Source organism: Acetivibrio mesophilus (assembly GCF_004102745.1).
GTDB classification, from domain to species: Bacteria; Bacillota; Clostridia; order Acetivibrionales; family Acetivibrionaceae; genus Hungateiclostridium; species Hungateiclostridium mesophilum.
In genome coordinates, this window is sequence record NZ_RLII01000027.1 from 19,375 (window position 1) to 45,185 (window position 25,811).

The 25,811-nt window shown below is 35.9% G+C and carries 27 protein-coding genes and 1 tRNA gene; 24 read left to right on the forward strand and 4 right to left on the reverse strand.

Features of this window, described 5'->3' with window-relative positions:
• Positions 1 to 27: 27 nt before the first annotated feature.
• The 7 genes from EFD62_RS14540 to EFD62_RS14570 all read left to right on the forward strand — a co-directional run bounded on the left by EFD62_RS14540 (position 28) and on the right by EFD62_RS14570 (position 9,123).
• On the forward strand, positions 28 to 1,194 hold the full coding sequence (locus EFD62_RS14540) for a glycosyltransferase family 2 protein (protein WP_128706352.1): 1,167 nt from the start codon (positions 28 to 30) through the stop codon (positions 1,192 to 1,194).
• 31 nt (positions 1,195 to 1,225) lie between these two features.
• Positions 1,226 to 2,332: a glycosyltransferase gene (locus EFD62_RS14545; RefSeq protein WP_128706353.1), complete on the forward strand. Its 1,107-nt coding sequence runs from the start codon at positions 1,226 to 1,228 to the stop codon at positions 2,330 to 2,332.
• Between the two features lie 42 nt (positions 2,333 to 2,374).
• Positions 2,375 to 3,562 carry an O-antigen ligase family protein gene (locus EFD62_RS14550; RefSeq protein WP_128706354.1) on the forward strand — a complete coding sequence of 396 codons (1,188 nt, stop codon included), beginning with the start codon at positions 2,375 to 2,377 and terminating at the stop codon, positions 3,560 to 3,562.
• A complete protein-coding gene (locus EFD62_RS14555) occupies positions 3,534 to 4,526 on the forward strand; it encodes a glycosyltransferase family 8 protein (protein WP_162302519.1) in 993 nt (330 codons plus the stop codon). Before EFD62_RS14550 ends, EFD62_RS14555 begins: the two co-directional genes overlap by 29 nt.
• A 13-nt stretch (positions 4,527 to 4,539) precedes the next feature.
• Positions 4,540 to 5,661, forward strand: a complete 1,122-nt coding sequence (locus EFD62_RS14560; protein WP_069195365.1) for a polysaccharide pyruvyl transferase family protein — start codon at positions 4,540 to 4,542, stop codon at positions 5,659 to 5,661.
• 26 nt (positions 5,662 to 5,687) lie between these two features.
• On the forward strand, positions 5,688 to 7,136 hold the full coding sequence (locus EFD62_RS14565; RefSeq protein WP_069195364.1) for a flippase: 1,449 nt from the start codon (positions 5,688 to 5,690) through the stop codon (positions 7,134 to 7,136).
• A gap of 142 nt (positions 7,137 to 7,278) precedes the next feature.
• Positions 7,279 to 9,123, forward strand: coding sequence for a polysaccharide biosynthesis protein (locus EFD62_RS14570; protein WP_069195363.1), 1,845 nt, complete (start codon positions 7,279 to 7,281; stop codon positions 9,121 to 9,123).
• Between the two features lie 164 nt (positions 9,124 to 9,287).
• On the opposite strand, the gene EFD62_RS14575 is transcribed toward EFD62_RS14570, so the two are convergent.
• Positions 9,288 to 9,503 carry a Spo0E family sporulation regulatory protein-aspartic acid phosphatase gene (locus EFD62_RS14575; RefSeq protein WP_128706355.1) on the reverse strand — a complete coding sequence of 72 codons (216 nt, stop codon included), beginning with the start codon at positions 9,501 to 9,503 and terminating at the stop codon, positions 9,288 to 9,290.
• 292 nt (positions 9,504 to 9,795) lie between these two features.
• On the opposite strand from EFD62_RS14575, the gene yycF reads away from it, so the two are divergent.
• The 15 genes from yycF to EFD62_RS14655 all read left to right on the forward strand — a co-directional run bounded on the left by yycF (position 9,796) and on the right by EFD62_RS14655 (position 23,175).
• A complete protein-coding gene (gene yycF, locus EFD62_RS14585; RefSeq protein WP_069195361.1) occupies positions 9,796 to 10,494 on the forward strand; it encodes a response regulator YycF in 699 nt (232 codons plus the stop codon).
• A gap of 41 nt (positions 10,495 to 10,535) precedes the next feature.
• On the forward strand, positions 10,536 to 12,335 hold the full coding sequence (locus tag EFD62_RS14590; protein WP_128706356.1) for an ATP-binding protein: 1,800 nt from the start codon (positions 10,536 to 10,538) through the stop codon (positions 12,333 to 12,335).
• A gap of 111 nt (positions 12,336 to 12,446) precedes the next feature.
• Positions 12,447 to 12,977: a hypothetical protein gene (locus EFD62_RS14595; protein ID WP_069195359.1), complete on the forward strand. Its 531-nt coding sequence runs from the start codon at positions 12,447 to 12,449 to the stop codon at positions 12,975 to 12,977.
• 120 nt (positions 12,978 to 13,097) lie between these two features.
• Entirely contained in the window at positions 13,098 to 14,444 is a 1,347-nt protein-coding gene (locus tag EFD62_RS14600; protein ID WP_235832666.1) for a hypothetical protein, read from the forward strand.
• 14 nt (positions 14,445 to 14,458) lie between these two features.
• The gene (gene yycI, locus EFD62_RS14605; RefSeq protein ID WP_128706357.1) at positions 14,459 to 15,265 is read left to right on the forward strand and encodes a two-component system regulatory protein YycI; all 807 of its coding nucleotides are present in this window, start codon (positions 14,459 to 14,461) and stop codon (positions 15,263 to 15,265) included.
• Between the two features lie 122 nt (positions 15,266 to 15,387).
• Positions 15,388 to 16,644 carry a UDP-N-acetylglucosamine 1-carboxyvinyltransferase gene (locus tag EFD62_RS14610; protein WP_128706358.1) on the forward strand — a complete coding sequence of 419 codons (1,257 nt, stop codon included), beginning with the start codon at positions 15,388 to 15,390 and terminating at the stop codon, positions 16,642 to 16,644.
• A 40-nt stretch (positions 16,645 to 16,684) separates the two neighbouring features.
• Complete coding sequence (locus tag EFD62_RS14615; protein ID WP_069195355.1) at positions 16,685 to 17,476, forward strand: MBL fold metallo-hydrolase; 792 nt, start codon at positions 16,685 to 16,687, stop codon at positions 17,474 to 17,476.
• Positions 17,477 to 17,494: 18 nt separating this feature from the next.
• Entirely contained in the window at positions 17,495 to 17,974 is a 480-nt protein-coding gene (rlmH, locus tag EFD62_RS14620) for a 23S rRNA (pseudouridine(1915)-N(3))-methyltransferase RlmH (RefSeq protein ID WP_069195354.1), read from the forward strand.
• A gap of 177 nt (positions 17,975 to 18,151) precedes the next feature.
• A complete protein-coding gene (locus EFD62_RS14625; protein ID WP_069195353.1) occupies positions 18,152 to 19,408 on the forward strand; it encodes a hypothetical protein in 1,257 nt (418 codons plus the stop codon).
• A gap of 59 nt (positions 19,409 to 19,467) precedes the next feature.
• Positions 19,468 to 20,223, forward strand: a complete 756-nt coding sequence (locus tag EFD62_RS14630; RefSeq protein ID WP_069195352.1) for a YdcF family protein — start codon at positions 19,468 to 19,470, stop codon at positions 20,221 to 20,223.
• A 114-nt stretch (positions 20,224 to 20,337) separates the two neighbouring features.
• Positions 20,338 to 20,814, forward strand: a complete 477-nt coding sequence (locus EFD62_RS14635) for an FMN-binding protein (RefSeq protein ID WP_069195351.1) — start codon at positions 20,338 to 20,340, stop codon at positions 20,812 to 20,814.
• Between the two features lie 129 nt (positions 20,815 to 20,943).
• Positions 20,944 to 21,630 carry a polysaccharide deacetylase family protein gene (locus EFD62_RS14640; RefSeq protein WP_128706359.1) on the forward strand — a complete coding sequence of 229 codons (687 nt, stop codon included), beginning with the start codon at positions 20,944 to 20,946 and terminating at the stop codon, positions 21,628 to 21,630.
• 240 nt (positions 21,631 to 21,870) lie between these two features.
• Positions 21,871 to 21,962 (forward strand) — tRNA-Ser (locus tag EFD62_RS14645).
• 86 nt (positions 21,963 to 22,048) lie between these two features.
• Positions 22,049 to 23,017 carry a tyrosine-type recombinase/integrase gene (locus EFD62_RS14650; protein WP_128706360.1) on the forward strand — a complete coding sequence of 323 codons (969 nt, stop codon included), beginning with the start codon at positions 22,049 to 22,051 and terminating at the stop codon, positions 23,015 to 23,017.
• On the forward strand, positions 23,014 to 23,175 hold the full coding sequence (locus tag EFD62_RS14655) for a SymE family type I addiction module toxin (RefSeq protein ID WP_162302520.1): 162 nt from the start codon (positions 23,014 to 23,016) through the stop codon (positions 23,173 to 23,175). The genes EFD62_RS14650 and EFD62_RS14655 overlap by 4 nt, the downstream gene beginning before the upstream one ends.
• Positions 23,176 to 23,203: 28 nt before the next feature.
• Here EFD62_RS14655 and EFD62_RS14660 read toward each other — a convergent pair whose 3' ends face one another.
• Together EFD62_RS14660 and EFD62_RS14665 are read right to left on the reverse strand one after the other, a co-directional pair.
• Complete coding sequence (locus tag EFD62_RS14660) at positions 23,204 to 24,085, reverse strand: hypothetical protein (RefSeq protein WP_128706362.1); 882 nt, start codon at positions 24,083 to 24,085, stop codon at positions 23,204 to 23,206.
• The gene (locus EFD62_RS14665) at positions 24,082 to 24,276 is read right to left on the reverse strand and encodes a hypothetical protein (RefSeq protein ID WP_128706363.1); all 195 of its coding nucleotides are present in this window, start codon (positions 24,274 to 24,276) and stop codon (positions 24,082 to 24,084) included. The genes EFD62_RS14660 and EFD62_RS14665 overlap by 4 nt, the downstream gene beginning before the upstream one ends.
• A 137-nt stretch (positions 24,277 to 24,413) precedes the next feature.
• Between EFD62_RS14665 and EFD62_RS14670 the strand changes: the two genes are divergently transcribed.
• Positions 24,414 to 24,932 carry an AP2/ERF family transcription factor gene (locus EFD62_RS14670; RefSeq protein ID WP_128706364.1) on the forward strand — a complete coding sequence of 173 codons (519 nt, stop codon included), beginning with the start codon at positions 24,414 to 24,416 and terminating at the stop codon, positions 24,930 to 24,932.
• 364 nt (positions 24,933 to 25,296) lie between these two features.
• Positions 25,297 to 25,704, forward strand: a complete 408-nt coding sequence (locus EFD62_RS18325) for a DUF6338 family protein (protein ID WP_407921095.1) — start codon at positions 25,297 to 25,299, stop codon at positions 25,702 to 25,704.
• On the opposite strand, the gene EFD62_RS17880 is transcribed toward EFD62_RS18325, so the two are convergent.
• Positions 25,604 to 25,811, reverse strand: a 208-nt coding sequence (locus tag EFD62_RS17880; protein WP_206659758.1) for a hypothetical protein, incomplete at its 5' end; no start/stop codon positions are given. The two genes, EFD62_RS18325 and EFD62_RS17880, sit on opposite strands and share 101 nt — an antisense overlap.

Genomic DNA, 25,811 nt, shown 5'->3' on the forward strand with positions numbered 1-25,811 from the left:
TAATATTTGCAGTAAAGGGAGAAGAAGATGGTAATATTTATTAAAATATTATTCTATATAAGCGGATTTATTATATTTTGGGCCATGATAGGGTATCCCGTATCGCTTAAATTAATTGATAGGTTCTATAAATCGCGTGAATTAGAAAAAGACTATAATTATCAACCTACGGTAACGGTTATGGTTGTTGCTCATAACGAGGAAAAAGTCATATTGGAAAAACTTAACAATATCCTGGAGATTGATTATCCAAAGGACAAAATAGAGTTTCTAATTGCTTCCGACAATAGTACAGATCAAACCAACAATATCGTCAGAGAATTTATCGAAAGACATCCTGAGGCTAAAATTAGGCTTTATGAAGTTAAGACTCGGAAGGGAAAAACAAATGCGCAAAATGAGGCACAAAAAACTGTAACAACGGAATATCTTGTTATGACAGATGCCAACTCGATGTTGGATAGAAATGCAGTAAAAGAATTAATGGCGGCATTTACATCCGATGATATTGCATATATTTGCGGAAAATTATCAATTGTGAATCGCCAAGCCAGTGATGTCAGCGACTCAGAGGCCGCTTATTGGGACAGAGATCTTGTTTCCCGTGAAATTGAAGCAAGAATTCAAACAATAACTGCCGGAAACGGTGCTCTGTATGCTTGTAGAAATAGGGATTATTATGATTTTGACCCTATAGAGTGTCATGATTCGTCTATGCCTTTATATTACGCTCTAGAGGGTAAAAGAGCGATATGCAACCATGATGCTGTAGCATATGAAAAAGCAGGAGAAGTAATAGAAGATGAATTTAAAAGAAAAGTACGTATGAATCGTACCATATTGGAGGTTATTTTACCTGATATTAGGATACTTAATGTTTTTAAGTACAGGTGGTTTTCATATTTTTACTTCGGGCACAGGACTTGCAGGTATCTATTATGGATAGCACATTTAGTTGTGTTGATGTCAAATATTTTTTTGGCGTCGAATTCGTGGTTTTATGGTGCTACACTCACAGGGCAATTGCTGTTTTATTTGCTGGCTTTAATAAAAATGCTTACAAATTCAAATAACAGAATATTAGCAATTATTTATTATTATTGTGTTACCATAGCATCTCAGTGGGTTGGAGTTTATAATATATTAACCGGAAAGTCCAAGCCTTTTTGGGAAAAAGCAGAAAGCACAAGATAGGATAAATGAGCATGTAAAGAAAGGATTTGTTATGAAGATACTATTATTGGCGTCAGGCACAGATATTCATAGTGTCAGATGGGCTAACCAACTGAGCCGTAATGGAAATACAGTACATTTGTGTTATGTTTCCAATCAAAAGCCTTCTATGGATAAGTTTGATGATAATGTGTATTTGCATGAATTAAAATTTCCGGCTCCTTTTGGATATTATTTAAATGTATATCAGCTAAAACAAATCATTAAGAATATAAAGCCGGATGTTTTGAACTCGCACTACGCCAGCGGTTATGGGACTTTGGGCAGATTAACCGGATATTCACCGTATCTGATTTCGGTTTATGGAGGAGATGTTTATGACTTCCCGTATCTGAGCAGGACTAATATGAGAATAATCAGGAAAAACTTAAAAGCCGCAGATTCAATAGCATCAACAAGTTATGCAATGGCCCAACAGACATCAAAGTTGATAGATTGTCGCGCCGAGGATATCTATATTACTCCTTTTGGAGTGGATATAAAACAGTTTTGCAAAAGAAGTGTTAATAAAAGAGATGGAATTGTTATAGGAAGCATAAAGAAGCTTTCGCCCAAGTACGGAATAAAATACGGTATTTTGGCAATTAATTATTTAGTTAACAACCTTCTTGCCGAAAACGAAAAGAATATGAAAATAAAGTATTTGATTTATGGAGAAGGACCTGAAAGGTCTGAACTCGAACAGTTGGTAAAAGATTTAAACCTTCAGAATATAGTTGAGTTCAAAGGACGAATTCCAAACAATTTGGTGCCTCAGGCATTGAACCAATTTGATATTTTTCTTGGTACAAGTGTTCTTGACAGCGAAAGCTTTGGAGTTGCAGTTGTTGAGGCAATGGCCTGTGAAGTTCCGGTGATTGTTACCGATGTTGATGGATTTAAAGAGGTTGTAGACAGTGGAAAAGCCGGGATTATGGTGCCAAGAAAAGATTACGAAGCTATGGCGAAGCAAATATACAAATTAATTAAGGATTCTGACCTTCGCATAAAGCTTGGAAAAGTTGAGAGAGATCGAGTACTTGAAAAGTATAATTGGATAAATAATGTAAGGGAAATGGAAGATATATATAGTAAGTTAATCACAAGGGTAAAGAAATAATTATTAAGAGTATTTTACGATAAAGGGGAGGATGGAGGTATAATGTCCATACTCGATGATATTACTTTTCGAACCAAGCCGTTGCTTCTGAGCATATTGGTATTTATTATTACATTTGCAAATTCCGGGCCGTCTGCACCCAGAATATTGTTATATTTTAGTTTTGTTTTGGTGCTTGTATTTATTCCCTTGCTAAAGAGCAGGACTAAATTCTTTAACTCTAAAGTAATATATGCAGATTTAGCATTGGTTTTGTTTAATGCTATTGTTCTTTTTGCTTATTACGAAGATTTTACATCGATATATAACGGCTTGTTATATATGGCGTGTATTTTGTTTTTCCTGGTATTGATGAATTTCAGCACAAATCTTAAAAATACAGAGGCATTTATTCGATATATATCGATTGGTACTAAAATTTTAATGATATTAGCAGTTGGACTATCGTTATCCGGTATTGATTTTCAATGGGTATCTAGAACAGCATTCTTTTTTTTGCTGTTATATTTTATTTTGCTTGATAAGAAGACAAAGAAGCCCGGCAAGATTTTATATATGGGTATATGGCTACTTATTGCAGCTATTGACGGAGAAAGGACATTTATGTTGTTATTTCCCGTTCTGTTGTTCCTAATATTATCTGTAGATTGGGTTTTTGACCATAAAAAGTTATATAGGATTTTGTTTATTCTAATGGTTATATTCATTATATCGATACCGGTAATTTACGTTATGTTATCTCATTCCGAGTATAAAGATTTATTGAATGAATATGCGATAAGATATACTAAGAGTAGATTTTTTTCAGGTAGAGATGTTATATGGTCGAATATGTTTGAGTACTACCTGAAAGGAAATATTTTTTTAGGAAGCGGCCATCATGTGACACCAACCACAATCTACGGTGCTGAACTTTCGTCACATAACACTTATATGAGCATTTTGATTAGGACAGGATTAATTGGGTTGTTTCTGTTTCTCTACTTTTTATGGAGTGTATGGAACAGGTACCTGGAATTTAAAGATGTAGAGGCAGTAAAGTTGAGTGCAGTGTTTTTAATTATAACTATGTTGAAGCAATCCTCGGAAATGGCCTTGATTGGCAACAACGTTTCCGTATCTGTAATAAATTGGTTGGTAATAGCTTTTGGCTTCGTTTATTGTAATTCACTAAACTACCAAAATAAAATGGAAAGAGGTTTTGAAGTTGACCATAACCGGGAACAGTAAAAGAATTTTGAATATTGTTTTGTCCAGTGATGAGAATTATGCAGATAAGTTGGCGGTTACGATGTACTCGATTTTAGAAGTTCATTCTAAGGTTGACGGAGTGTGTATCCATGTTTTATCCAACGATATCTCAGAAAATAGTATTGAGAAAATTAAAGCAATAGGGGATAAATTCAGTAATGCTCAAATCATTATTCACAATTTGGACAACTTGGAAAAACGGCTGGGAAAAGATGTGAATGTCGACCATCTATCCCTGGCTACCTATGCAAGATTATTAATAGCTGATGTTTTGCCCGATGACGTGGACAAGGCATTGTATTTGGATGTAGATATATTGGTTAGAGAAAATTTATCGGATTTATTTTCTGTGGACATTGAAAACTATTATGTAGCTGGTGTTAAATCGATTATAGACTTGGCAGATTGCAACGAGGACCAGGAACACTGTTTTCACATTAATGCAGGAGTGACTCTATGGAATTTAAAAAAATGTAGGGAAGATAAATTCGTTCAAAAATGCCTAGAGTTTATAAAAAATACGAACGGGAAAATAAAGTTTCATGACCAGACAATAATTAATGAAGTTTGCAAGGGTAAAATTAAAGCCCTTCACCCCAGGTATAATGTGATGAGCGGAATGTTTTTTCTCAAGTATTCGAAATTTATCAGTGTTTATGGTGTGAAGAATTATTACCCAAAAAAAGAGTTTGATGATGCAGTGTCGTCACCGGCGATAATACACCTCACGTCGTGGGTGGTGGGCAGACCGTGGGAAGAAGAATGTGTTCATCCGTATAGAAGTGAATATGAAAGAATACTGCAATTAACCCCATGGAGGGGCAAACCCTTATTAAGAAAGAGCAGCAGTAAATATAAGCTTGCTATTTATCGGCTATTGCCGGGGACATTAATAAGGATAATTACAAAAATTAAGCGTTGGGTTAAATCAAAAATAAGGTAGGAAGGTTTTGAAAATGAAGGTAGGAATACTGACTTATCATAATACATTGAATTTTGGCGCTGTAATGCAATGCTATGCATTGTACAAAGCTTGTTCGAATCTTGGGGCTGAGGTTGAAATAATTGATTATAGAAACTGGGTAATTAAAAATAATGTAAAACCCATTTCCATGATTACAAGGAGAGGAAAAGAGAAAATCAATATTAAAAGCATTATAAAATTGCTTTGTGCTTATCCTATGATTAAATTTAAGAAGGCATCATTCGAAGGGTTTATCAAAAAAAATACAATGCTGAGCAAAAAGGGGTATGATACAAGAGAAGAAATACTAAACGCCTCTCCGGAGTATGACAAATATATAATTGGCAGCGACCAGGTATGGAATTATAATATAAATGGCATGGATACCACATACTTTATGGATTTCGTTAAAGATGAGAGCAGGATATTTAGTTTTTCATCAAGTTTTGGTCTGGAGGCTATTGACGAAGACAAGAAAAAGATCTATTCAAGCTTGTTGGCGCGAATTCCGGAAATTTCGGTTAGAGAACAGCAGGGCTCAAAAATCATTCGTGATCTGACGGGAAAAGATGCGAAAGTACTTTGTGACCCTGTATTTTTGATACCTAAAGAAGAATGGATAAGTTTGATCAACCCAAACAATCGGAGCGAAAATAGCAATATTTGCACTTATTTTTTAAACCATAATACAAAAAGACAGTTTGAAAGCGAATATAATAAGAGCGCGGCGCTTAAAGAATATAAGAATGTGAAACTGGCTGGGGGCATAACATTCAAGGATTTTATAGATAGAAATGTTCAGGTAAAAATATTTGGCGGGCCCCTTGATTATTTAAAATCAATTTATGATGCCAAATATATATTTACGGATTCCTTCCATGCAACAGTGTTTGCGATACTGTTTGAGAAAAATTTTGTTACTTTTTTGTCAGGCAACAAAGGAAGAGACTCAAGGATAATTGATTTATTAAAGCTTTTTAATATGGAAAACTGCATTTATAATGGCCGCCTTTCAAATGTGGATGATAGAATTGATATTATTAGAAATAAGAAAATATGCGAAGGAATTAGAAATGAAGCAATAGAATACCTAAAGAAAAATATAACGAGATAAAAAGTAATTTGGTAGGAAGATATAATATGAGAAGAAATGTAATTTTAATGACAATATATGAGATTCTTGTTTTGATACTACCCTTTGTTACAATGCCGTACATTTCGAGAGTATTGGGGCCGGAAGGTGTAGGAGTTTATGCCTACAGCAATTCCATTGTAAGTTATTTTATCCTGATTTCTCTGCTGGGAATTCAACTGTACGGTAAAAGGGAAATTGCTAAAGTTAATAAGGATGAAACGATAAGAAGCAAGGTATTCTTTGAAATATACCTTATACAGTTAATAATGTCAATTATATCTCTTGGTATATATGCATGCTTCATATTAACCACCCATGATGAGATAAAAACATTATTGGTGATACAGCTGGTAATGCTGGTGTCATCCTGCTTTAATATAGATTGGTTTTATTTTGGCATGGAAAAATTTAAAGTAACCGTCTCAAGAAATTTATTAGTTAAGGTGCTTTCTTTGGTACTTATTTTTGTGTTTATTAAAGAACCTAATGATTTGAATAGATATGTATTCATAATGTCTGCTTCAACTTTTTTCAGTCAGTTTGTTATGTGGTTTAATCTAAGTAAATACGTCAAGAGAATAAAGATTGATACTCATGAAGCTGTGAAAAGATTTAAACCTATTGTTATGCTTTTTATTCCTGTACTTGCAATTCAATTGTTTTCAATTGTGGACAAGACAATGCTGGGGCTGATGGCAGATAATCAGCAGGTAGGTTTTTATGAAAATGCCAACAAAATTGCAAGAGTACCTATTTCAGTTATTACATCCCTTGGAACCGTCATGCTCCCAAGGATGACTAATCTGATTGCGACTGGACAAAAGCAGGCTACTGAAAAGTATATAGAAAAGTCATTGATATTTACAATGTTTTTGACTATTGGGTGTGTATTTGGTATATTTGGGATCGCAGATACTTTTGTTCCGTTATATCTGGGAAAATCATTTGTGGATTCGGCTATATTAGTTAAAGCATTGATTCCTATATTGATTTTCATTTCATGGGGAAATGTATTTAGAACCCAATATATTCTTCCTAAAGGTATGGATAGCCTGTATACTAAGTCTGTAATTTATGCGGCTATATTAAATATTATGTTGAATGCAATGTTAATACCGGTTTTTCAAGCTTTTGGCGCAGCGATTGCATCTGTTCTTTCTGAAGCTTTAATATGTATTTATCAGTCAATAAAAATTAAGGATGAATTTAATATGATTCAATATATTAAACCATGTCTTAAATATCTGGTAAGCGGAATGATTATGGTGGTGTTTGTTTCAATTGCAGGTAATGTGTGGGGTGCTGGGGCAGGTACTGTAGTTTTGCAAATTGCTTTAGGCATTTTTGTATATTTTACTTTTTCCATTGTATTTGAGATTGTTCAAAAGCAACTATTTATCACTCAGGAATTAAGAAAAGTTTTAATTAGGCTAAAGCTTGATAGAAAAACATAATGGCAATAGAGATAAGCACCTGGTTTAACAAAAATTTATTTTTGTTTTTTGTATTTAATCTGTTATAATAAAATAGACATAACAAGAGTAATTAACTATAAATTTTAGCAGCATTCAACTTCGTAACGCATGGGGGTCTACAATGAAACAAAAAATCAGAGCAAATGGATTAATTGCTATTGATGCAATTTTAGTAAATATATCGCTTGTTATTGCGTATCTTTTGAGGTTTGACTTAAATTATGCAAATATTCCGGAGCGCTTCACCGAACACCTGTTGAAGCTTGCCTTGATTGCGACAATTTCCAAGCTTATAACTTTTACTTGGATGAAGCTTTACAACAGTCTGTGGAAGTATGCCGGAATATATGAAGTGGGTATGGTGGTTGCTGCATCATTTATCAGCAACTCAATAATGATATGCTATGTGTTTTTGTCTCAAACATCTGTGCCCAGAAGCATATTCCTAATATGTATTTTGACAGATACAGCTCTGATTACAGGAATTCGGTTTGCCTATAGGGTGTTTAGAAGGATTATCAAAGGGGAAATGATTCGCTTTACAAACTCAAAGAGGGTGCTGATTGCCGGTGCCGGGGATGCTGGTGCGATAATTGTAAGGGAAATGAAGTCTCATCCTGGGCTTAAGAGTACTCCGGTGGGGATTGTCGATGATGACACCTTTAAAATAGGAAAGAAATTAAACGGCGTTCCTGTTGTGGGAGATACAAAAGACGTTTCAAAAATAATAGAAAAACTGCATATAGATGAGGTTATTATTGCCATGCCTTCTGCCAGTCACAAAAAAATAAACGATATATACACCAGTTGTGCACAGACAGACTGCAAGGTGAAGATACTTCCATCGGTTTCACAGCTAATTGATGAATCTGTTGTCATGCAAAAGATAAGGGATGTCAATATTGAAGACCTTTTGGGAAGGGAGCCTGTAAACCTTGATATTGAAGATGTTTGCGCTTATTTAAAGGGACAGGTAGTGATGGTAACCGGAGGAGGAGGCTCAATTGGTTCGGAGCTGTGCAGACAGATAGCAGGTTTTTCGCCGAAGAGACTTATCATTTTGGACAATTATGAAAATAATGCCTACGAAATTCAAAATGAATTGCTGTATAGATATCCGGATTTAAAGCTTGACACAGTGATTGCCAATATTAGAGAAAAGCAGAGGCTGGAAAGTATATTCAAAAGGTTCAAGCCGGATGTTGTATTTCATGCTGCAGCCCACAAGCATGTTCCCCTTATGGAGAGCAATCCAACAGAGGCAATAAAGAATAATGTATTTGGTACTATGAATGTGGCAGAGTGTTCGGATAAGTACGGAGCTAAAAGGTTTGTGCTCATATCTACGGACAAAGCTGTAAACCCTACAAATATTATGGGTGCGACAAAAAGAATCGCAGAAATGATTATTCAGTCGATAAACAAGACCAGTAAAACCGAGTTTGTTGCAGTAAGATTCGGTAATGTGCTTGGAAGCAACGGAAGCGTTATACCGTTGTTTAAAAAGCAAATTGAGATGGGAGGTCCGGTAACGGTTACCCATCCGGAGATTACCAGATTTTTCATGACAATTCCGGAGGCTGTGCAATTGGTGCTGCAGGCAGGAGCAATGGCAAAAGGCGGCGAGATATTTGTACTCGATATGGGTGAGCCTGTGAAAATCCGTGATCTTGCAAGAAACCTTATTAAGCTTTCGGGTTTTGAGCCGGATGTGGATATAAAGATCGAATATACCGGGTTAAGACCTGGCGAAAAGCTTTATGAAGAGCTTCTACTTAGCGAAGAGGGGCTTAAGGCAACCAAGAACAACAAGATTTATATTGCAAAGCCTGTTCACATTGATCTTGCAATGCTCAGGAGGGAGCTGGACTGCCTAAAGGACATTATGGTGACAAATTCAGAAGGGATTTCAGAGTATATTAAACTTATTGTACCCACCTACAAAAAGGCAGAGAATGGTAATTGAGATTGTTTAAGTATTTAATGAAAGGAAACTAAAAATAGACGTTTTGAATGTAAAACGTCTATTTATTTGGCCTCTTGAAATGAAATTAAAGAAGCAAAAGCAAAGGGACTCGATGTCCCGAGCCTTTATTATTAAACACTGCTTTTGTTTTATGTCATGTTTTATTAATTGCATTTTGCGGCTTTATTAAGATGACTAAGGCTGAAAGCGTAGGACTTGTCCCTCTGTACAACCCTATCGTAAAGGGACAGAACTTTGTCTAATCGCTGGCTATAGTGCAAAACTTTTTCATTTAAAAGATTAAAATCATTTTTTTCGATTAAGTCGTTTAACCTGAGGTGCATCTTAGTTATGATAATATACATTAGCTCTTTGGACATGACATGCAGCCCCCTTTGGTATAATTTTATTATTTTCTGCAAGAAAGCTACTAACATTAGAAGGAAAAAAGGACAATCATCTTATATAATTATAGCACATAATGGAATAATATCAATATAATCTGTGCAATATTTTATATTATTTGAGGAAAAACAGGTTGGGGGATATAAAAATTCAATTATTTGGTGATGTTGTCGTAAAATATATGTTCTTATTTTTGTTTTTAATGTTATAATGGAAGGTATGGTAGCAATGATATCTTTCAATCATTAATGAAAGGAAGTGTGTTTTGTGAGTGCTAAAATTCTTGTTGTTGATGATGAGAAGAATATAGTTGATATCCTTAAATTTAATTTATCAAAAGAGGGATTTTCCACGGTTGAGGCAAACGATGGCGAACAGGCTATCGAACTTGCGTTAAGTGAAAAACCGGATTTGATACTGCTGGATATAATGCTTCCGAAATTGGACGGCTTTACTGTTTGCCGCAAGTTAAGGGAGAGTATATCCACTCCGATTATAATGATTACTGCCAAAGAAGAGGAAGTTGACAAAGTATTGGGGTTGGAGCTTGGAGCAGATGATTATATAACGAAGCCTTTCAGTACTAGGGAGCTGATGGCAAGGGTAAAGGCCAATTTAAGGAGAGTTGCTTCATCATCGGAGACACAAAAGAAGCAAAGCAACTATTTGAAGTGTGGAGAACTGGAAATAGATATTGAGCATTATGAAGTAAGAAGAAACAATGAGGTAATAGAGCTTACCCTAAGAGAGTTTGAACTTGTTAAATTCTTGGCTTTGCAGCAGGGACAGATATTTTCAAGGGAGAGTCTCTTAGAAAAGGTATGGGGTTATGAGTACTACGGTGATGTTCGTACAGTGGATGTTACTGTAAGAAGGGTAAGAGAAAAAATTGAGAAGGATCCGAGCAATCCCTTTTACATTATGACTAAAAGGGGAGTAGGATATTACTTTAACAAAGTTAGTTAGGGAGCAAGAAATCAGAAAATTTTGACTGTGTGAGGATGGGTATGGTTTTGAAGCGTTTGCAGTTTCTAAGGAGCCTTCAGTGGAGACTTGTAACTATTTTTATACTTTTGGCATTGGTGTTGGCAGTTTCCGCAAGTGTATCATTAAACCATTTTGTTGAATTGTTTTTTTATAATACCTTTAAAGCAGGAATTGAGAATGGTTTTGAATATTGGGGCATAGATGATAAGGACGAACCCACAAGAGAAGAGATTGTTTCGTACCTAACTGCCAATAACAAGGCAAATGCAATGTCCCTGTTTTTTATAAACAATTTCAGAACGTTTACTATAATTGATAAAAACACCAATGAAATAGTGTATTCCGATGTAAAAATGCCCTACAGGGAAACATTGAGGGAGGATATTATACAGTCAAGAAACTATCTTGCAGCATTGGCAGGAGGTAAAGGAGATAAAGGAAAGTTAATCAGAATTGACGATAAGGCTTTTTTTGATTATGCAAGACGAATTGGCAATACGAATTATATTTTATACTTCAGATATGACCGGGAGGAATGGGCTGGAGCCATAGAAGCCTTTAACAGTATAATAAAGCTAAGCTTTCTTATTGCCGTCATACTGGCATTGATTTTTGGATATGCTCTATCGAAGACAATAACTGTTCCCATTGTCAACCTTATGCATAAGGCCAGGAAAATGGCGGCGGGAGATTTCGGACAGGTGATGGAGGTCAAATCCGACGATGAAATAGGAAAGCTTACAAAGGCTTTTAATTTTATGAGTATGGAGCTTAGAAATACTTTAAATCAAATATCCAGGGAAAAAAGCAAGATTGAGACTATTCTCAATTATATGACCGATGGCGTAATTGCTTTTAATATAAACGGAGAGGTAATCCATATTAATCCGGTAGCGAAAACAATACTGGAGGTTAGTGAATTTGACTTTGACTTCAACGAATTTTCAAAGAAGTATAATCTTGATGTTTCAATAGAAGAGGTTAAATACCTTGAAATATACAATGCCAAGGAAGTCGGTATTAATATTGATGAAAAATATGTAAAAATATATTTTGCTCTTTTTACTGATGAGGAAAATAATGCAGACGGTATAATTGCCGTGCTTCATGATATAACCGAACAGCAAAAGCTCGAGAACATGCGTAAGGAATTTGTTGCAAATGTATCCCACGAATTAAGGACACCTTTGACCTCGATTAAGAGTTATTCCGAAACATTGCTGGACGGAGCTTTGGAAGATAGGGAAATAGCTGAGAAATTCTTGGGCGTTATCAATTCGGAAGCTGACAGAATGACAAGGCTTGTAAAGGATCTTCTTCAACTTTCTAGGCTAGATAATAATCAAATGAAGTGGGATATGCAGAAAATTTCCTTTGATGTTCTGGTGAAAAATTGCATTGAAAAGGTTAGATTTGCATCGACAGACAAAAATCAAATACTGGAGTGCTTTACTATTGGTGAGGCAATGGAGATTGTTGCAGACAGGGATCGCATTGAGCAGGTGGTTTTGAATATTCTTACCAATGCCATAAAGTATACTCCTGAAGGCGGTAAAATTACAGTTTATATCGGAAAGATGTACAGTGATGTTTATGTCAAGGTGGCTGACTCGGGGATAGGAATTCCCAAGGATGATATTGATAGAATATTTGAAAGGTTTTACAGGACAGATAAGGCGCGTTCGAGGGAAATGGGCGGTACGGGTCTTGGATTGGCAATTGCAAAGGAAATCGTAGAGGCTCATAAAGGAACGATATCTGTGGCAAGTGAACAGGGAAAGGGAACGGAGGTTACTGTAAAGTTGCCAACGTGTAACTGAATCTTAAATGCTGTGTAATAATTTTGTAACAGTAATATAGTATAATTAGATTAGTATTAGGGGAGATAAAGTTTGATTTTGTCTTTATTTCTCAGCTAAGAGGTGCTTTTTATGGTTAAAAAAATAAGTGTTTTGCTTTTAATCGTCATATTTTCAATGAGTACGTTCATGACAGTATTTGCAAACGAGAAAATTGATTTGATATCCGATAAGAAGACTGAAGATACCAAACAATTTCTTGTTACAATTACTCGTCCTGAAGGAGACGAAACCACTTTTAAAGAGTCTTATGTAATTTGCGGCAATTCCGACAAGCAGGACATAACAGTAAAGCTTCTTATGTACAATGAGGAGACAGAAGAGTTTGAGCCCTTCATGAATTTGGATGGCGAAGACACATGGGTAATAGGAGCTTCGGGGTTCTTTATGAAGGAGATCGAGCTTCCGAAGAAAGGAGCCAACAGGATAAGAATTGCGGCATATCAGGGTTCGGAAAAAATGGACAAAGCAGAATTGGTTTTAGGAGAGAATTTGCAGGTAAACACTTTTACCGTTACACTACTGGACAAGAGCATTAGAAATTCAATTAAGAACGGATTTCTTAGAATTACAGATATGTTAGATAATTTATTCGGAGCATAAAGGTCTGGGATTTGGATGAAATGGTTTAGTCGTGAAAGAATTAAGTTGTACATACTGTTTTTGTTAGTAATAACAAGTTTTATACAGGTAGGTATCCTTTGGTATTATCAAAATCGAGGAGTGCCTACTAATTTTTTATGGGGCATTTTTAACAAAGCACAGGGGAAAACGGAGTATGACATCGGAGATGCTTTCGAGCCCTATAGAGTTGTGGTTTCGGAAGGGTTTGAAAATCCCCACTGGGTAATTAAAGAAAATCATGAATACTATAAGCCATTGTGGAATGATGCTAAAGCCTATATAAAATACCTTTTGACTGACAAAGATGTATCTTCGAAAGGGGAGTATGGCAAGGAGTTTTGGGGGGATGTAGTATTAAAGAAATCCTTCGTCTTTGAATTTAAAACCTGCATAAACTCTGAGCTTCTGGCGGCATTTCTTAATGAGAACTGGGTATCTGGGTTCAAATCTGAGGGTATCTATAAAATGGCAATCCTTCCGTCGGAAAACATAAATAAAAATCTTACAATATATGTATTTGACGGTGAGAAGGTAAATAAATATGTGGTTCCCTTTGTAGCGAAGGGCTTGTCCATAAAGGACTATGACGATATTATATCGAATCTCTACGAAGAAGATATTGAGGAATACGGAGTTATTAAGGAATATGTAGCAAACTATGTGTATCAATATCTAAGCCCGGATGTTTTGATAGTTGCGAAGGGACCAAAATTCAGAAATTACAAGAATCTTATTTGCGAGGTTCCCGAGAAAATAAGAAATATCCAGCCAAATAGCAGTCAGGACCTTAATGATATAGCAAAAACTGTCCTTGGAGAGGATGAGGATGATTACATAAGAAGTGTTGATATTTATGAAACCATTGTATTCCAAAATTTAAGCAGTATATATAGGATTTACAGAGATGGCCTTTTGGAGTATAAATATCTTCATGCAATTAATAGCTACGAAAAGGGCAGCGAAATTGAGGCATTAAAGAAAGCATTGGAGTTTATTAATTACAGAGAAAAGTTGGTATCGGGGGTCGATATTTACTTATCGGGAATTGAGGAGAACAACAATTATTACACCTTTACTTTTGATTATAAATATAATGATATGGCGGTGTCGTTTAATGAATATACGGTAAACAACAAGGACAAAAATAAACTGAACCATGCCATAACAGTAGATGTTAATAGTCAGAGGGTTTTGAGCTGCTACTGGGTGCTAAAGGAGTTTAAGTTGGGCAAGGATAACCTGATGCTGAATGTCAAATTTGAAAGTTTGTTTGATGATATATTTACCCTGTATAAAGATATAAATATTAAGGATTTTTCTGTAAAGGATATAAATATGTCATATGAGGTTAAATACAGCATAAACAGTCAGAGCTTAGAGCCTGTCTGGATAATTGAGACCATTGAGGGCAGACAGTATGTTGTTCCTATGCAAAAGAAACCTTAGGAGGGAGAATAGATATGGACTGGGCTAAGACAAAGAGTATTTTTATAATTCTATTTTTTCTTCTGAATGTCTTTCTCACTATTATCCTTATATATACGATAGACAATGACAGCATCACAAAGGATACTATTTATGATGCCCGGCAGGCCTTGGCGGAGAGAGGTGTCGCCATAACCTGCGATATACCGAATTTTAATGGAAGTATGGGAACACTCACTTACGACGACATGAGCCTTGACAAAGAAAAGATAATAAAAAATTTATCGGGAAGGCTTGAGATAAAGGATGGAAGTAAAGAACTGGATTTTTTGGACGAGTATTCCATTGTTTTTAGGGACGGTAAACCCGAAAGCGCTGTACCAGGTTTGAATAATGCAGAGGGTATATTGAATTTTGTGTCCAATGTCCTTAAAGGGACAGAAATACCGGTGATGGATTATCATCTGGATATGATTGAGGAAAAGGATAGCCAAAAAACTTATATCTTCAAGCAGAAATATAAGGGCCTCTGGATTCATGAAAACTATATTGCCGTGGGTCTAATAGATGGAGGCGTGACATATCTTGAATTACGATACAGGAAGATTGACAGCATAATCAGCAGCAAAAAGGTCATGCCCGTGCACCAAGTACTGATACGGCACTATGACACTATAAAAAATATTACCATTACAAAGATTGATCTGGGTTTTAAAGAGCATAAAATGGGTGACGGAAGCAGGGAATTGGATGATATTCCTGTTTGGCGTATTGAGTATGAGGATAAAGGCAAGAAGCAAAATAAGTTTTTTAAGGCGTATGATGGAACTGAAATAGAATAAAAGTATGTAAAGATAAGATTATTTAAATTTATTGTATGCAAACAACATTAATTAGTAGTATAATTGACTTGAAAAGTTATACAAATTGGTTTTGATATAGTATACGGGTGGGGGCGTATTGGTTGGAAAAGTTTGTTATTACAGGAGGAAGACCTCTTGAAGGTGAGGTCAGCATAAGCGGAGCGAAAAATTCTGTCGTAGCGATTATTCCTGCAGCCATATTGGTTGATGGTCAGTGCACGATAGAGAATATTCCGGATATCAGTGACGTAAAAATACTTATTAATATATTAAGAGACTTGGGAGCGGAAGTTAATTTTGAAGACAAGGATACTCTTTCTATAAATTCTCAGCATATAAACTCATATACTGCTACATATGATATGGTGAAAAGCTTAAGGGCATCCTATTACTTAATGGGAGCACTTTTGGGTAGGTTTAAAAAAGCGGAGGTTTCACTACCGGGAGGATGTGATTTCGGGTTTAGACCGATAGATCAGCATATTAAAGGATTTGAGGCATTAGGAGCAAAGGTTAAAATAGATCACGGTATTGTAAAGCTTGAAGCCGAAAGGCTGGTGGGCTGCCAGATATATATGGACGTAGTAAGTGTAGGGGCTACCATTAATATAATGCTCGCAGCTGTCAGGGCTGAAGGACTGACGATTATTGAGAACGCCTCGAAGGAGCCCCATGTAGTTGATGTGGCAAATTTCCTCAATGCAATGGGAGCCAATATAAAGGGTGCGGGAACCGATGTTATAAAGATAAAGGGTGTTTCAAGTTTGGCGGGAGGGACATCTCACTCAATAATTCCGGATATGATAGAAGCCGGTACCTTTATGGTTGCCGCAGCAGCCACTAGAGGAGATGTAATTATTAAAAATATAATTCCCAAACACATAGAGTCATTGAGTGCAAAACTTATTGAAATGAATGTAGAGATTCAGGAAGGCGGAGACTATGTAAGGGTTATCGGTGTTGACGAAATAGAAAAGGCAAATATTAAGACCCTGCCCTATCCCGGATTTCCTACCGACCTGCATCCTCCAACATCGGTTTTGCTTTGTCTGGCCAAGGGAACAAGCACTGTGACCGAAGGAATCTGGGATTCAAGATTTCAGTATGTGGATGAGCTAAAAAGAATGGGAGCGAAAATTAAAGTCGAAGGCAGAGTTGCAATTATTGAAGGGGTTGAAAAGCTTTCGGGGGCACCTGTAAAGGCTACGGATTTGAGGGCCGGCGCAGCTATGGTTATAGCTGGACTTGTTGCAGAAGGTGATACCGAGGTGTATAATATAAATTACATTGACCGAGGCTATGAAGACCTGGAAGTAAAGCTTAAGAGGTTGGGTGCAAAGATAATAAGAAAAGAATAGATGGGATTAACTAATCGGATTAATAGTTAGGAGATTACAAATGATTAAATTTTGCAGCTTGTACAGTGGAAGCAGCGGCAACGCAATTTTCCTATCAGCTGGTAAAACTAAAGTTTTAATTGATGCAGGACTTAGCGGTAAAAAAATTACAGAAGCGCTTGTTTCAATTGGCGAGAAGCCCACGGAATTAAGCGCTATTTTAGTGTCGCATGAACACAGCGACCACGTTAGAGGTGCAGGAATAGTTTCAAGGAAGTACGACGTACCGATTTATGCAAATGAGAATACATGGGCGGCTATGGAAAAGCAGATAGGCCCTATAAATGTTAAGAATAAAATGTATTTTAACACGGGAAAGGAATTTGAGATAGGAAATGTGCTTGTAAATCCCTTCCCGATACCTCATGATGCTGCGGAACCGGTAGGTTTTAACTTTTTTGTGGACAATAACAAGATAACAACAGCTACAGATATTGGACATATGAATAGAGATTTGCTGGAATGCATTGAGGGAAGCGATGTTTTGCTGATAGAATCGAACCACGACATAGAAATGTTGAAGGTAGGTCCATATCCATGGCATCTGAAGAAGAGGATATTGGGAGACAGGGGGCATCTGTCCAATGAAATGGCGGGCAAGGTTGTGGCACATCTCGCGGAAAAGGGAACAAGGTGCTTCTTTTTGGGGCACTTAAGCCAAGAAAACAATTTTCCGGAGCTGGCTTATGAGACTGTACGCAACATACTAAAAGAGAAAAACATAGATATAGAAAGGGACATAAGGCTTTCTGTAGCTTTAAGGGACAGGGTTGGCCAGGTAGTAGAAATTTGAATGGAGTAGCATAAACACATGAAAATTACAATAATTGCAGTGGGAAAGCTAAAGGAAAAGTATTTGAGAGATGGCATAAATGAGTATACCAAAAGACTTTCCAAGTTTTGCAATCTAGAAATAATTGAAGTTAGTGACGAGCAGGCACCGGATAATCTTAGTAGCCTGCAGGAAGAACAGGTAAAAAAACGCGAAGGTGAGAGGATTATTAAGAGACTGAAAGAGGGAGCAGCCCTTATCGTTTTGGACGTTTGCGGCAAAAAGTTGAGCTCGGAGGAATTGGCCCGCAAGATAGATTCATTTTTCATTTCAGGCAAATCCAATATCACTTTTGTAATCGGAGGGTCGTTGGGTCTAGATAAAGATCTTCTTAATATGGCTGACTTTAGGCTTTCACTCTCGGATATGACATTTCCGCATCAGTTGGCAAGATTAATACTTCTTGAGCAGGTGTACAGATCCTTTAAAATTATCAATGGTGAACCGTACCACAAATGACGTCAACCTTATTGCCGATATTATCCTTATGACCGTAAGCAATAATATCAGTATTGTCAAACCAAAGGACAATTTCACTGGCTTTATTGACTAAGGACATTCTATAATATAATATTACATTATCTATAATTGTTGAATTTTACCGGTGATAATTGAGTTGAGAGGGTAAGTGGAATAATGAGCGAATTATGTCAAGTTGCATTTTCTCAAGTAGATATAACGCCTGATTTTCAAGTTGAACTAATTGGCTGCTATAGAAAAGATAATCGGTCTCAGGGAGTTTTACACCCACTTTATGCACAAATACTGCTGTTTCAAAAAAGTGGTGAGACTTTTTGCCTTGTTGCTATTGATAGTCTTGGGCTAACCAAAGCACTGGCAGATGATTTGCGTACAAGGGTTGCAAATCATCTAAATACAGTAATTTCACATGTAATGCTTAATTTTTCACATACACATTCAGCACCGGCTCCATCTTCTTTTGCATTAAATGGGGAATTATATTTCAATTATTTGTGCGAGCAAATTTTAAAGTGCGTTGATGATGCTAAAACTAATTATTCACCTTGTAAAGCTGGATGGGCTGTAGCTGATACATGGATAGGTGAAAATCGAAGAGAAGGCTGCACTGTCGTTGATAATAGGCTTGGTGCATTGAAACTTGTGGATTCAAAGAGCGGTAGGCCAATTGCTGTGGTTTTAAGAATTACAGCTCATGCCAATATTTTGATGAGTGATAATTGTCGGATTTCAAGTGATTATTTTAGTATAGCCCGTGAAAAACTGCGCAGCTATTTTTCATGTCCGGTAATACTAATTCAAGGCGCGGCAGGGAATGTTAAACCAGTTGGAGTGCATAAAATATTTGGCGGAAAAATTTCAGACTTGGAGAGGATAGCTGATATTCTTGTGGATTCTGCAAAGGGATTGGAATTTAAATTGGACAATATAGAAGACATTCGAATGTTTTCAAGAGAAATAAATTATATTTCGGATGTTCCTTCAGAAACTGAAGCCCAAAGAATTGCCCAAGAGGCTCTAAATACTTGTGGAATCGATGGCGCCAATTGGCTTGGTGAATGTGAAAGACTTCGAAAGGCTGGGATAAATACACAGACTCTTCAAGGAGAATTGCAGTTTTTTAAACTGAATAACGGGTGTTTCTGTGGTGTTCCTGAGGAAATATTTGCAGAGATAGCAATTGAAGTGCAGGAAAAAGTAAATGATCCGTTAGTGTTTTTCAATGGTTATACAAACGGATGCACGGGTTATCTTCCCCATATGGAGGAATGGGAAAAAGGTGGCTTTGAGACGCTTTATAGTTATTTGACCTACTACCCGTTTCATGGTCATGTGATGCCATTTCGGAAGAATACGGCAGAGTATCTTGTAAAACTTGTAATAGATAATTGGAGAGACATAACCGCTATTTAGATATATATGGCAATAGCCGCCACAAATGGCAGGTATGGGGTTGAAAGAGGGTGAATAGAATGTTGTATCTGGTTAAGTTTTTTTATCAGACTTTTATACTTCCTCCGGGGTGTATAATTTTACTGCTGGCAGCAGCTTCAATTTGGCAATATAAGAAGAAAAGCTTAAAGGTTACCAAGTTTTTTGTTATTATAGCCGTAATACTCTACGCGGTTTCTACGCCTATAATATGCGATAATTTAATTTGGTCACTGGAGAGAAGATATGAACCGCCTTTGGAATTTAGGGGTGATGTTATTATTATGCTTGGAGGAGGCGCCTATGCCGATACCCCAAATGTGAATGGAAGAGGCCATCTGTCAAGTATAGCATCGAATCGGCTATTGACCTGTATACAGCTTTATCACAAGCTGGATGTTCCCATAATTATTTCAGGGGGGCAGATTCCCGGACACGAAAACTCAGAGGCAGGAATTGCAAAGAATATTTTGCTGGGCTTAGGTATCCCCGAGGAAAAGATAATTGTTGAGAATAGAAGTTTAAATACCACTCAAAATGCAAATTATACGAGGGAGCTGATTGAAAAGCACGGTTTTAATGAACCTATACTGGTAACATCAGCATTTCATATGGAAAGAGCGGTAAGGCAGTTTAGAAAAAATGAGGTGTATGTTATCCCATATCCTACCGATTATCAAACAAACAGTATAAGAAGAGTTAATTTTATGGATTTTGTTCCGTCAGCGGAAGCTTTACAAAAGTTTTATTTTTCCATTAAGGAGTATGTTGGAATAGTAGCTTCAAAGTGGTATTGATGATATGATCAGGGCTGTTAAATCGATATTAAAAAATGACGATAAATTAGCTGATAATAATATTTAATTAATTTTGGATGAAAAATTCAATATTAATTCAAAGGAGGATTAATTATGCTAAAACGCAGGATTTTAGCTGCAGGATTGGCAATAGTTGTAGCAGGAGTGTTGGTGGGATGTAATAAAATTCAGAGCACTCGAGATGATGGTTCAAAAGAATATAAGGATGGCAGATATTATGCCGAGGCAGATGCTTTTGATGAAACAGGATGGAAGACCACTGTAACTATAGAGGTAAAGGACGGAAAAATTATATCGGCGGACTGGAATGCAATCCACAAGGATGGCGGCGACGACAAAGATACACTATCGAAAAACGGCGGTTATAAAATGGTAGAATTTGGCGGAGCCCAGGCAGAATGGCATGAGCAAGCTGAAAAGGTTGAAGCATACCTTGTAGAGAAGCAAGATCCTACAGCTATAAAGTATAAAGATGATGAAGGACATACTGATGCAATATCTGGAGCGTCAATTCATGTAAAAGAATTTTTTGAATTAGCAAATATAGCCTTAAAAGATGCTATAAAATAGAGAATTCGGCGAGGTTTGTCGTTGTCTTTTAGGGAAGTTGAAAAGTTTTTATTTATGTTTTGATAATAATATGTTATATTATTATTGAATAATGATATTAATTTTTTGAATTAAGTGGAGGGGAATCTGGTGAAGAAATTAGTAGTTTTAATGCTTTTGTTTTCTTTTCTCATTGTGGGTTGTTCGGGTGACAAAGACAAGGACAAGCTTCAGGCGACTGAATTGACCGATAAGTATCAGGTGGAAAGCGTATCTGAAGAAAAAAACAATGATAGTTTGGTTACGGTAATTACTTATCCGGTAATAAAGGACCTGATTGACAAGAGGATTGAAGAAAAAATCAATAGCACTCTGGCAGCAAGAGTTGAGGATTACAAGAGCTTGATCAGCATTAGTGAAGATCTTGGACTGGAAGAAACCTTGACGGTATGGTATGAAGTTACATACAGATCAAAAGAAAAACTTAGCATAAAATTCTATATTCAATCTTATATAAAAGACGACGATTATACAGACATTACTATCGACACCTTTAATTTTGACCTCAACAGCGGTGAAGACATTCCATTAGCGGATTTATTTAAGATTAGAACATATAAAGATAAGCTAAATGCAATAGTACAAGCACAGTTCAATAACTTAGAGGTTGAAACCAATAAAGATTTTACCGGTTTGGATGAGAATCAAGCATACTATTTAAAAGACGACAAGTTGGTAATATTCTATCAGTCACTGGTATATACAGATGATGAGCCTCTTGAATTTGAGATACCTCTGGCAGATTTGAAAGAAATACTCAAAGCTCCGATGAATTAAGGGGAAGTACAATAGAGTATTACAATAGTAAAAGCAAAATTAGTTAATGATGACCACTCACCTAAGGGTGGTCATCATATTTATGACTTCTTATGTCCATAAAGAGTTTTGTGCAAAATTACCTCTTGCTTTTAAAATAAATCCATGGTATACTATTTAAGCGTTAAGTAACTAATCATGTGTTTGTACACATAGATTTTACAGTTTATAAAGTTGAATAGGCATAAAAGCCGCATAGATGGAGAGATGGCTGAGCTGGTCTAAGGCGCACGACTGGAAATCGTGTGTACGTTAATAGCGTACCGAGGGTTCGAATCCCTCTCTCTCCGCCACAGTTATATCAAGCGTTCCGAGGTTTCGGGACGCTTTTTCAATCCACACGATTTTCTAATAAAAAACGAGGGGTCGTGTGTACCATATGGCAAGGCAAAAACTATCTATTCAATCAAAATCAAAGCAGGAAAAAACAATTCAAGAAGGGTTTAAGGAGTTTACAACCCATTGCAAAATTAAGAATTTGGCAGAGAAAACAATTGTATATTATGAAGCGTATTTTGCCAAGTTTGAAGCATTTCTACAAAATGCAAAGACTAAACACATTGCGGATATTTCAAAAACCACCATTGACGATTATATCCTATATTTAAAGGAAGAAACCGAAGTAAACGACATAACCGTTAATACTTCAATCCGGGCAGTTAGGGCGTTTGTTTATTATTGGCAATCATTGGGCTATTGTTCCCAATTCAAAATCAAGCTGATTAAAGCAGACAAGAAAATAAAGGAAACCTATTCAGACCATGAATTAAGGCTATTACTGGATAAACCCAACATGAAGGATTTTGCAGAGTATAGAAATTGGGTAACTGTTAATTTCCTATTGGCTACAGGCGTTCGAGTTGGTGAGTTTGTAAATATCCGTGTTGGTGATATTCTTATGGACGAAGCCATTGTAAGGATAAGACACGGCAAGTCAAGGCGTGAACGTCATTTGCCGTTATCCAAGACCATTACAAAGGTACTAATGGAATACCTATCTATAAGGAACGGCGAAGCAGACGACTTTTTATTTTGTAATGCTTATGGCGGCAAGTTTGACGAAAATTCCTGTAAACATGCCATTTCAAAATATAACAAAGTGCGTGGGGTTAATAAAACGTCCCTTCACCTATTCCGCCACACATTCGCCAAGAATTGGATATTAAATGGTGGTGATATATTCCGGCTTCAAAAGGTTTTAGGACATTCAAGCATTGAAACCGTCCGGGAATATGTAAACATGTTCAGCGACGATTTAAAGCGGAATTTTGATAATTTTAACCCATTAGAAACTATAAGTAATCAGAAAGGAAACCATATATCAATGAAGGGGAGGAACAAGCGTTGAGAGAATTAACGGTATATTATAATTACGTTGGAGAAATATGTTATCCCTTTATTAAGTTACACGGTAAATGGCTTGAATTATTGGGTTTTAAGATAGGAAAAAAGATTATTGTTGAGGAAGAACCAAATAAACTAATTATTAGGCTTAAAGAAGAATGACGCAGGGGTTTAATCCCCTGCTTAAATTTTACATATAAGAATCATTTAATTCACCTATTATTTCGTCTTCGTCAAAACCGTCAATCGCTAAAAGTTTAATTTTAATAAAATAATCATTTAAGTTAATTTTATCTTGGAATAATAATTTCTTCGTCTGTCTAAATATATTAAAGAACTCTTCGTGGGGCATTGGAATTGTCAAAATTCTATCTAATATATTGATAACCTCTTTTGAATGATTATTTGTTGATAATTTATTCTTACTGAATGTATATAAACTATAATATAATTCACATGATTTACCTAAGTCTATTTGACAAACTGTTTTGATTAATTCAACAGTGTTTATTGCGTCTTCATATTCTCCTATAGCAACTTGTCTAAATGCTAAATACCTAATAACTTCAGATTTTTCTATAATTGTTAATTGGCTTGACTTGGTATTTACTAAAGATATTTTTTTAAGCCTTTTGAAGACATGTTTATAATCTCTATTATCTGATAAATCCGCTAACTTATTTGTTGCCTGAATTAAAATAGTTTCTTGTTTCGCCGACAGCCTAACACTTCCAATAAAAAATATTATTATAAAGTAAGTGATATATAGTATCATAAATAATGTAATACTTGATTTTTCCCAATCAATTGTATAAACAGTTAAAAGTCCTAATATAAAACTTAAAGTAGTTTGCGAGATACTTTTTGTAGAAATATATATACCTATAGATACAACCAATATAATTATGTCGAGTAGTAATATTTTTGAGTATCCAGCTTCTATATAGCTTCTTATTCCTAAATCGGACAAATAAACTAATACTAAAAAAAGTACAGGATTTTTATAAAACAAATCTTTAACTACATTGGCAAAAGCTTTTAATACATGCCCTAACGATTTTGTTGCATTCATTTATCATTTCTCCTTGGGAAATTTTCCATTAATATTTTAAATACGTCTGCACCTGTAATACCATATCTCCTACCAATTTCACCAAATTCTTTTTGTGTCTTTATAAAAACTTTATCATATGGAATATCACCATATTTCCTCAACATAACCTTACAATCGTCAATGATATTCTGTATTGTGTTTTTATTCACTATATAGCCCCCTCACATAGTATTCTACTAATATAAATTATATACAAAAATTCCCTATAAGTCTATAAATAATGCCTTTGTCACATACATTATATAGATAAATTGTAACTATAATATATACAGAAAGGGGTGGAACGGTGAAAAATTATTATGAAGTGATAGACGACATTTGTTATATATGGGTTATGGGAAAAGGGCAACAAATGTACGCTTTAATAAGTGCGGAGGATTTACCCAAGGCGGACAGCGTACCCGGCACATGGACAGCGAGATATTCCGAGAGGGGCGAAACATGGTATGTAACGACCAATGTTGACGGAAAGCAAATAAGGCTACACCGTTTGATTATGGACGTTACAGACCCCAAAATTGAGGTAGACCATAAAAATTGGAACGGTTTGAATAATTGCCGTTGGAATTTGAGATTAGCCACACACAGCGAGAACAACCAAAACATGAGGGGTACACGCAAGCAGAATAAAAGCAATTTACCCGGTGTTGGAGAGTATAAAGGCAAGTACCGGGCAAGGATAACAGTTGACGGCAAAACAAAGTATTTGGGCTATTTTGAAACGCCGGAGGAAGCCCACGAAGCATATTTAAAAGCCAAGGCGAAATATCACCCATATTCACACCAAGCAAGGACGAGGGATTAATTTTACCCCTTTTCCACGTTAAAAATACCACGACTAACAATCGTGTATACACAATAAGCCAACAACCATAAGGGTTACAAAGATTTTTAAGCCGAGTAAAGCACACGACCACCCCGGTTATAAATGTTAAGTGGCAGGATAACTGACATTACTATATTCTTGATTTTTTACCAACTTCCCCATGATACTTTATATTGAAATTAATATGTAAAGGGCGTTGACCGTCCTATTAATCAACAAAAATAGCTTCTGGCAAAGAGAAATTCCCGAAATAACACATTAAAAGTTACAATTTTTAGCAGGATATTATCAATAAATGTAGAATAAATATCAAAAGTAGCTTTTTTAGAAAGGAAGATATTTGTTGGATATATTTAACATAGATAAGCTTAGTCTGTTTTTATTCTTTTTTGTACCTGGGTTTGTTTCAACTAAAGTTTGGAATCTGCTTGTGCCAACGGAAAAAAGGAAAATTACTGATTATATGTTAGAAACTATTAGCTATAGTTGTATAAATTTTGCAGTTTTGTCTTGGTTAATAAATATAATAAGCAATAAAGACTTTGTTAGTAATCACCCTGTTTGGCTTAAACTACTAACGTTTATTATACTATTTGTTTTCCCAATTATTTGGCCTATGCTGATAAAATTTATTCTTAGTTGGGATTTTTTCAAAGGTCATATTGTACACCCCACTCCAAGAGCATGGGACAGGTTTTTTGGATTAGGACACCCTTGTTTTGTTTTAATTCACTTAAACTTCGCAGATTAATAATCTCTATGCACCTTGAAAATTCAATATTTGGCTTTAAGTAAGTATCATGATTCTTGCTCTTATGCACACAGTAAAAGCCTACCCTTAAGTTCCTTTGGAAGTGC

Coding starts and splice junctions, on each gene's coding strand:
- EFD62_RS14625 (WP_069195353.1), top strand. CDS start 18,152: ATGAGCGAATTATGTCAAGTTGCATTTTCTCAAGTAGATATAACGCCT.
- EFD62_RS14615 (WP_069195355.1), top strand. CDS start 16,685: ATGATTAAATTTTGCAGCTTGTACAGTGGAAGCAGCGGCAACGCAATT.
- EFD62_RS14660 (WP_128706362.1), bottom strand. CDS start 24,085: ATGAATGCAACAAAATCGTTAGGGCATGTATTAAAAGCTTTTGCCAAT.
- EFD62_RS14545 (WP_128706353.1), top strand. CDS start 1,226: ATGAAGATACTATTATTGGCGTCAGGCACAGATATTCATAGTGTCAGA.
- rlmH (WP_069195354.1), top strand. CDS start 17,495: ATGAAAATTACAATAATTGCAGTGGGAAAGCTAAAGGAAAAGTATTTG.
- EFD62_RS14590 (WP_128706356.1), top strand. CDS start 10,536: ATGGTTTTGAAGCGTTTGCAGTTTCTAAGGAGCCTTCAGTGGAGACTT.
- EFD62_RS14650 (WP_128706360.1), top strand. CDS start 22,049: ATGGCAAGGCAAAAACTATCTATTCAATCAAAATCAAAGCAGGAAAAA.
- EFD62_RS14565 (WP_069195364.1), top strand. CDS start 5,688: ATGAGAAGAAATGTAATTTTAATGACAATATATGAGATTCTTGTTTTG.
- EFD62_RS14630 (WP_069195352.1), top strand. CDS start 19,468: ATGTTGTATCTGGTTAAGTTTTTTTATCAGACTTTTATACTTCCTCCG.
- EFD62_RS14575 (WP_128706355.1), bottom strand. CDS start 9,503: ATGTCCAAAGAGCTAATGTATATTATCATAACTAAGATGCACCTCAGG.
- EFD62_RS14635 (WP_069195351.1), top strand. CDS start 20,338: ATGCTAAAACGCAGGATTTTAGCTGCAGGATTGGCAATAGTTGTAGCA.
- EFD62_RS14560 (WP_069195365.1), top strand. CDS start 4,540: ATGAAGGTAGGAATACTGACTTATCATAATACATTGAATTTTGGCGCT.
- EFD62_RS14595 (WP_069195359.1), top strand. CDS start 12,447: ATGGTTAAAAAAATAAGTGTTTTGCTTTTAATCGTCATATTTTCAATG.
- yycI (WP_128706357.1), top strand. CDS start 14,459: ATGGACTGGGCTAAGACAAAGAGTATTTTTATAATTCTATTTTTTCTT.
- EFD62_RS14570 (WP_069195363.1), top strand. CDS start 7,279: ATGAAACAAAAAATCAGAGCAAATGGATTAATTGCTATTGATGCAATT.
- EFD62_RS14550 (WP_128706354.1), top strand. CDS start 2,375: ATGTCCATACTCGATGATATTACTTTTCGAACCAAGCCGTTGCTTCTG.
- EFD62_RS14540 (WP_128706352.1), top strand. CDS start 28: ATGGTAATATTTATTAAAATATTATTCTATATAAGCGGATTTATTATA.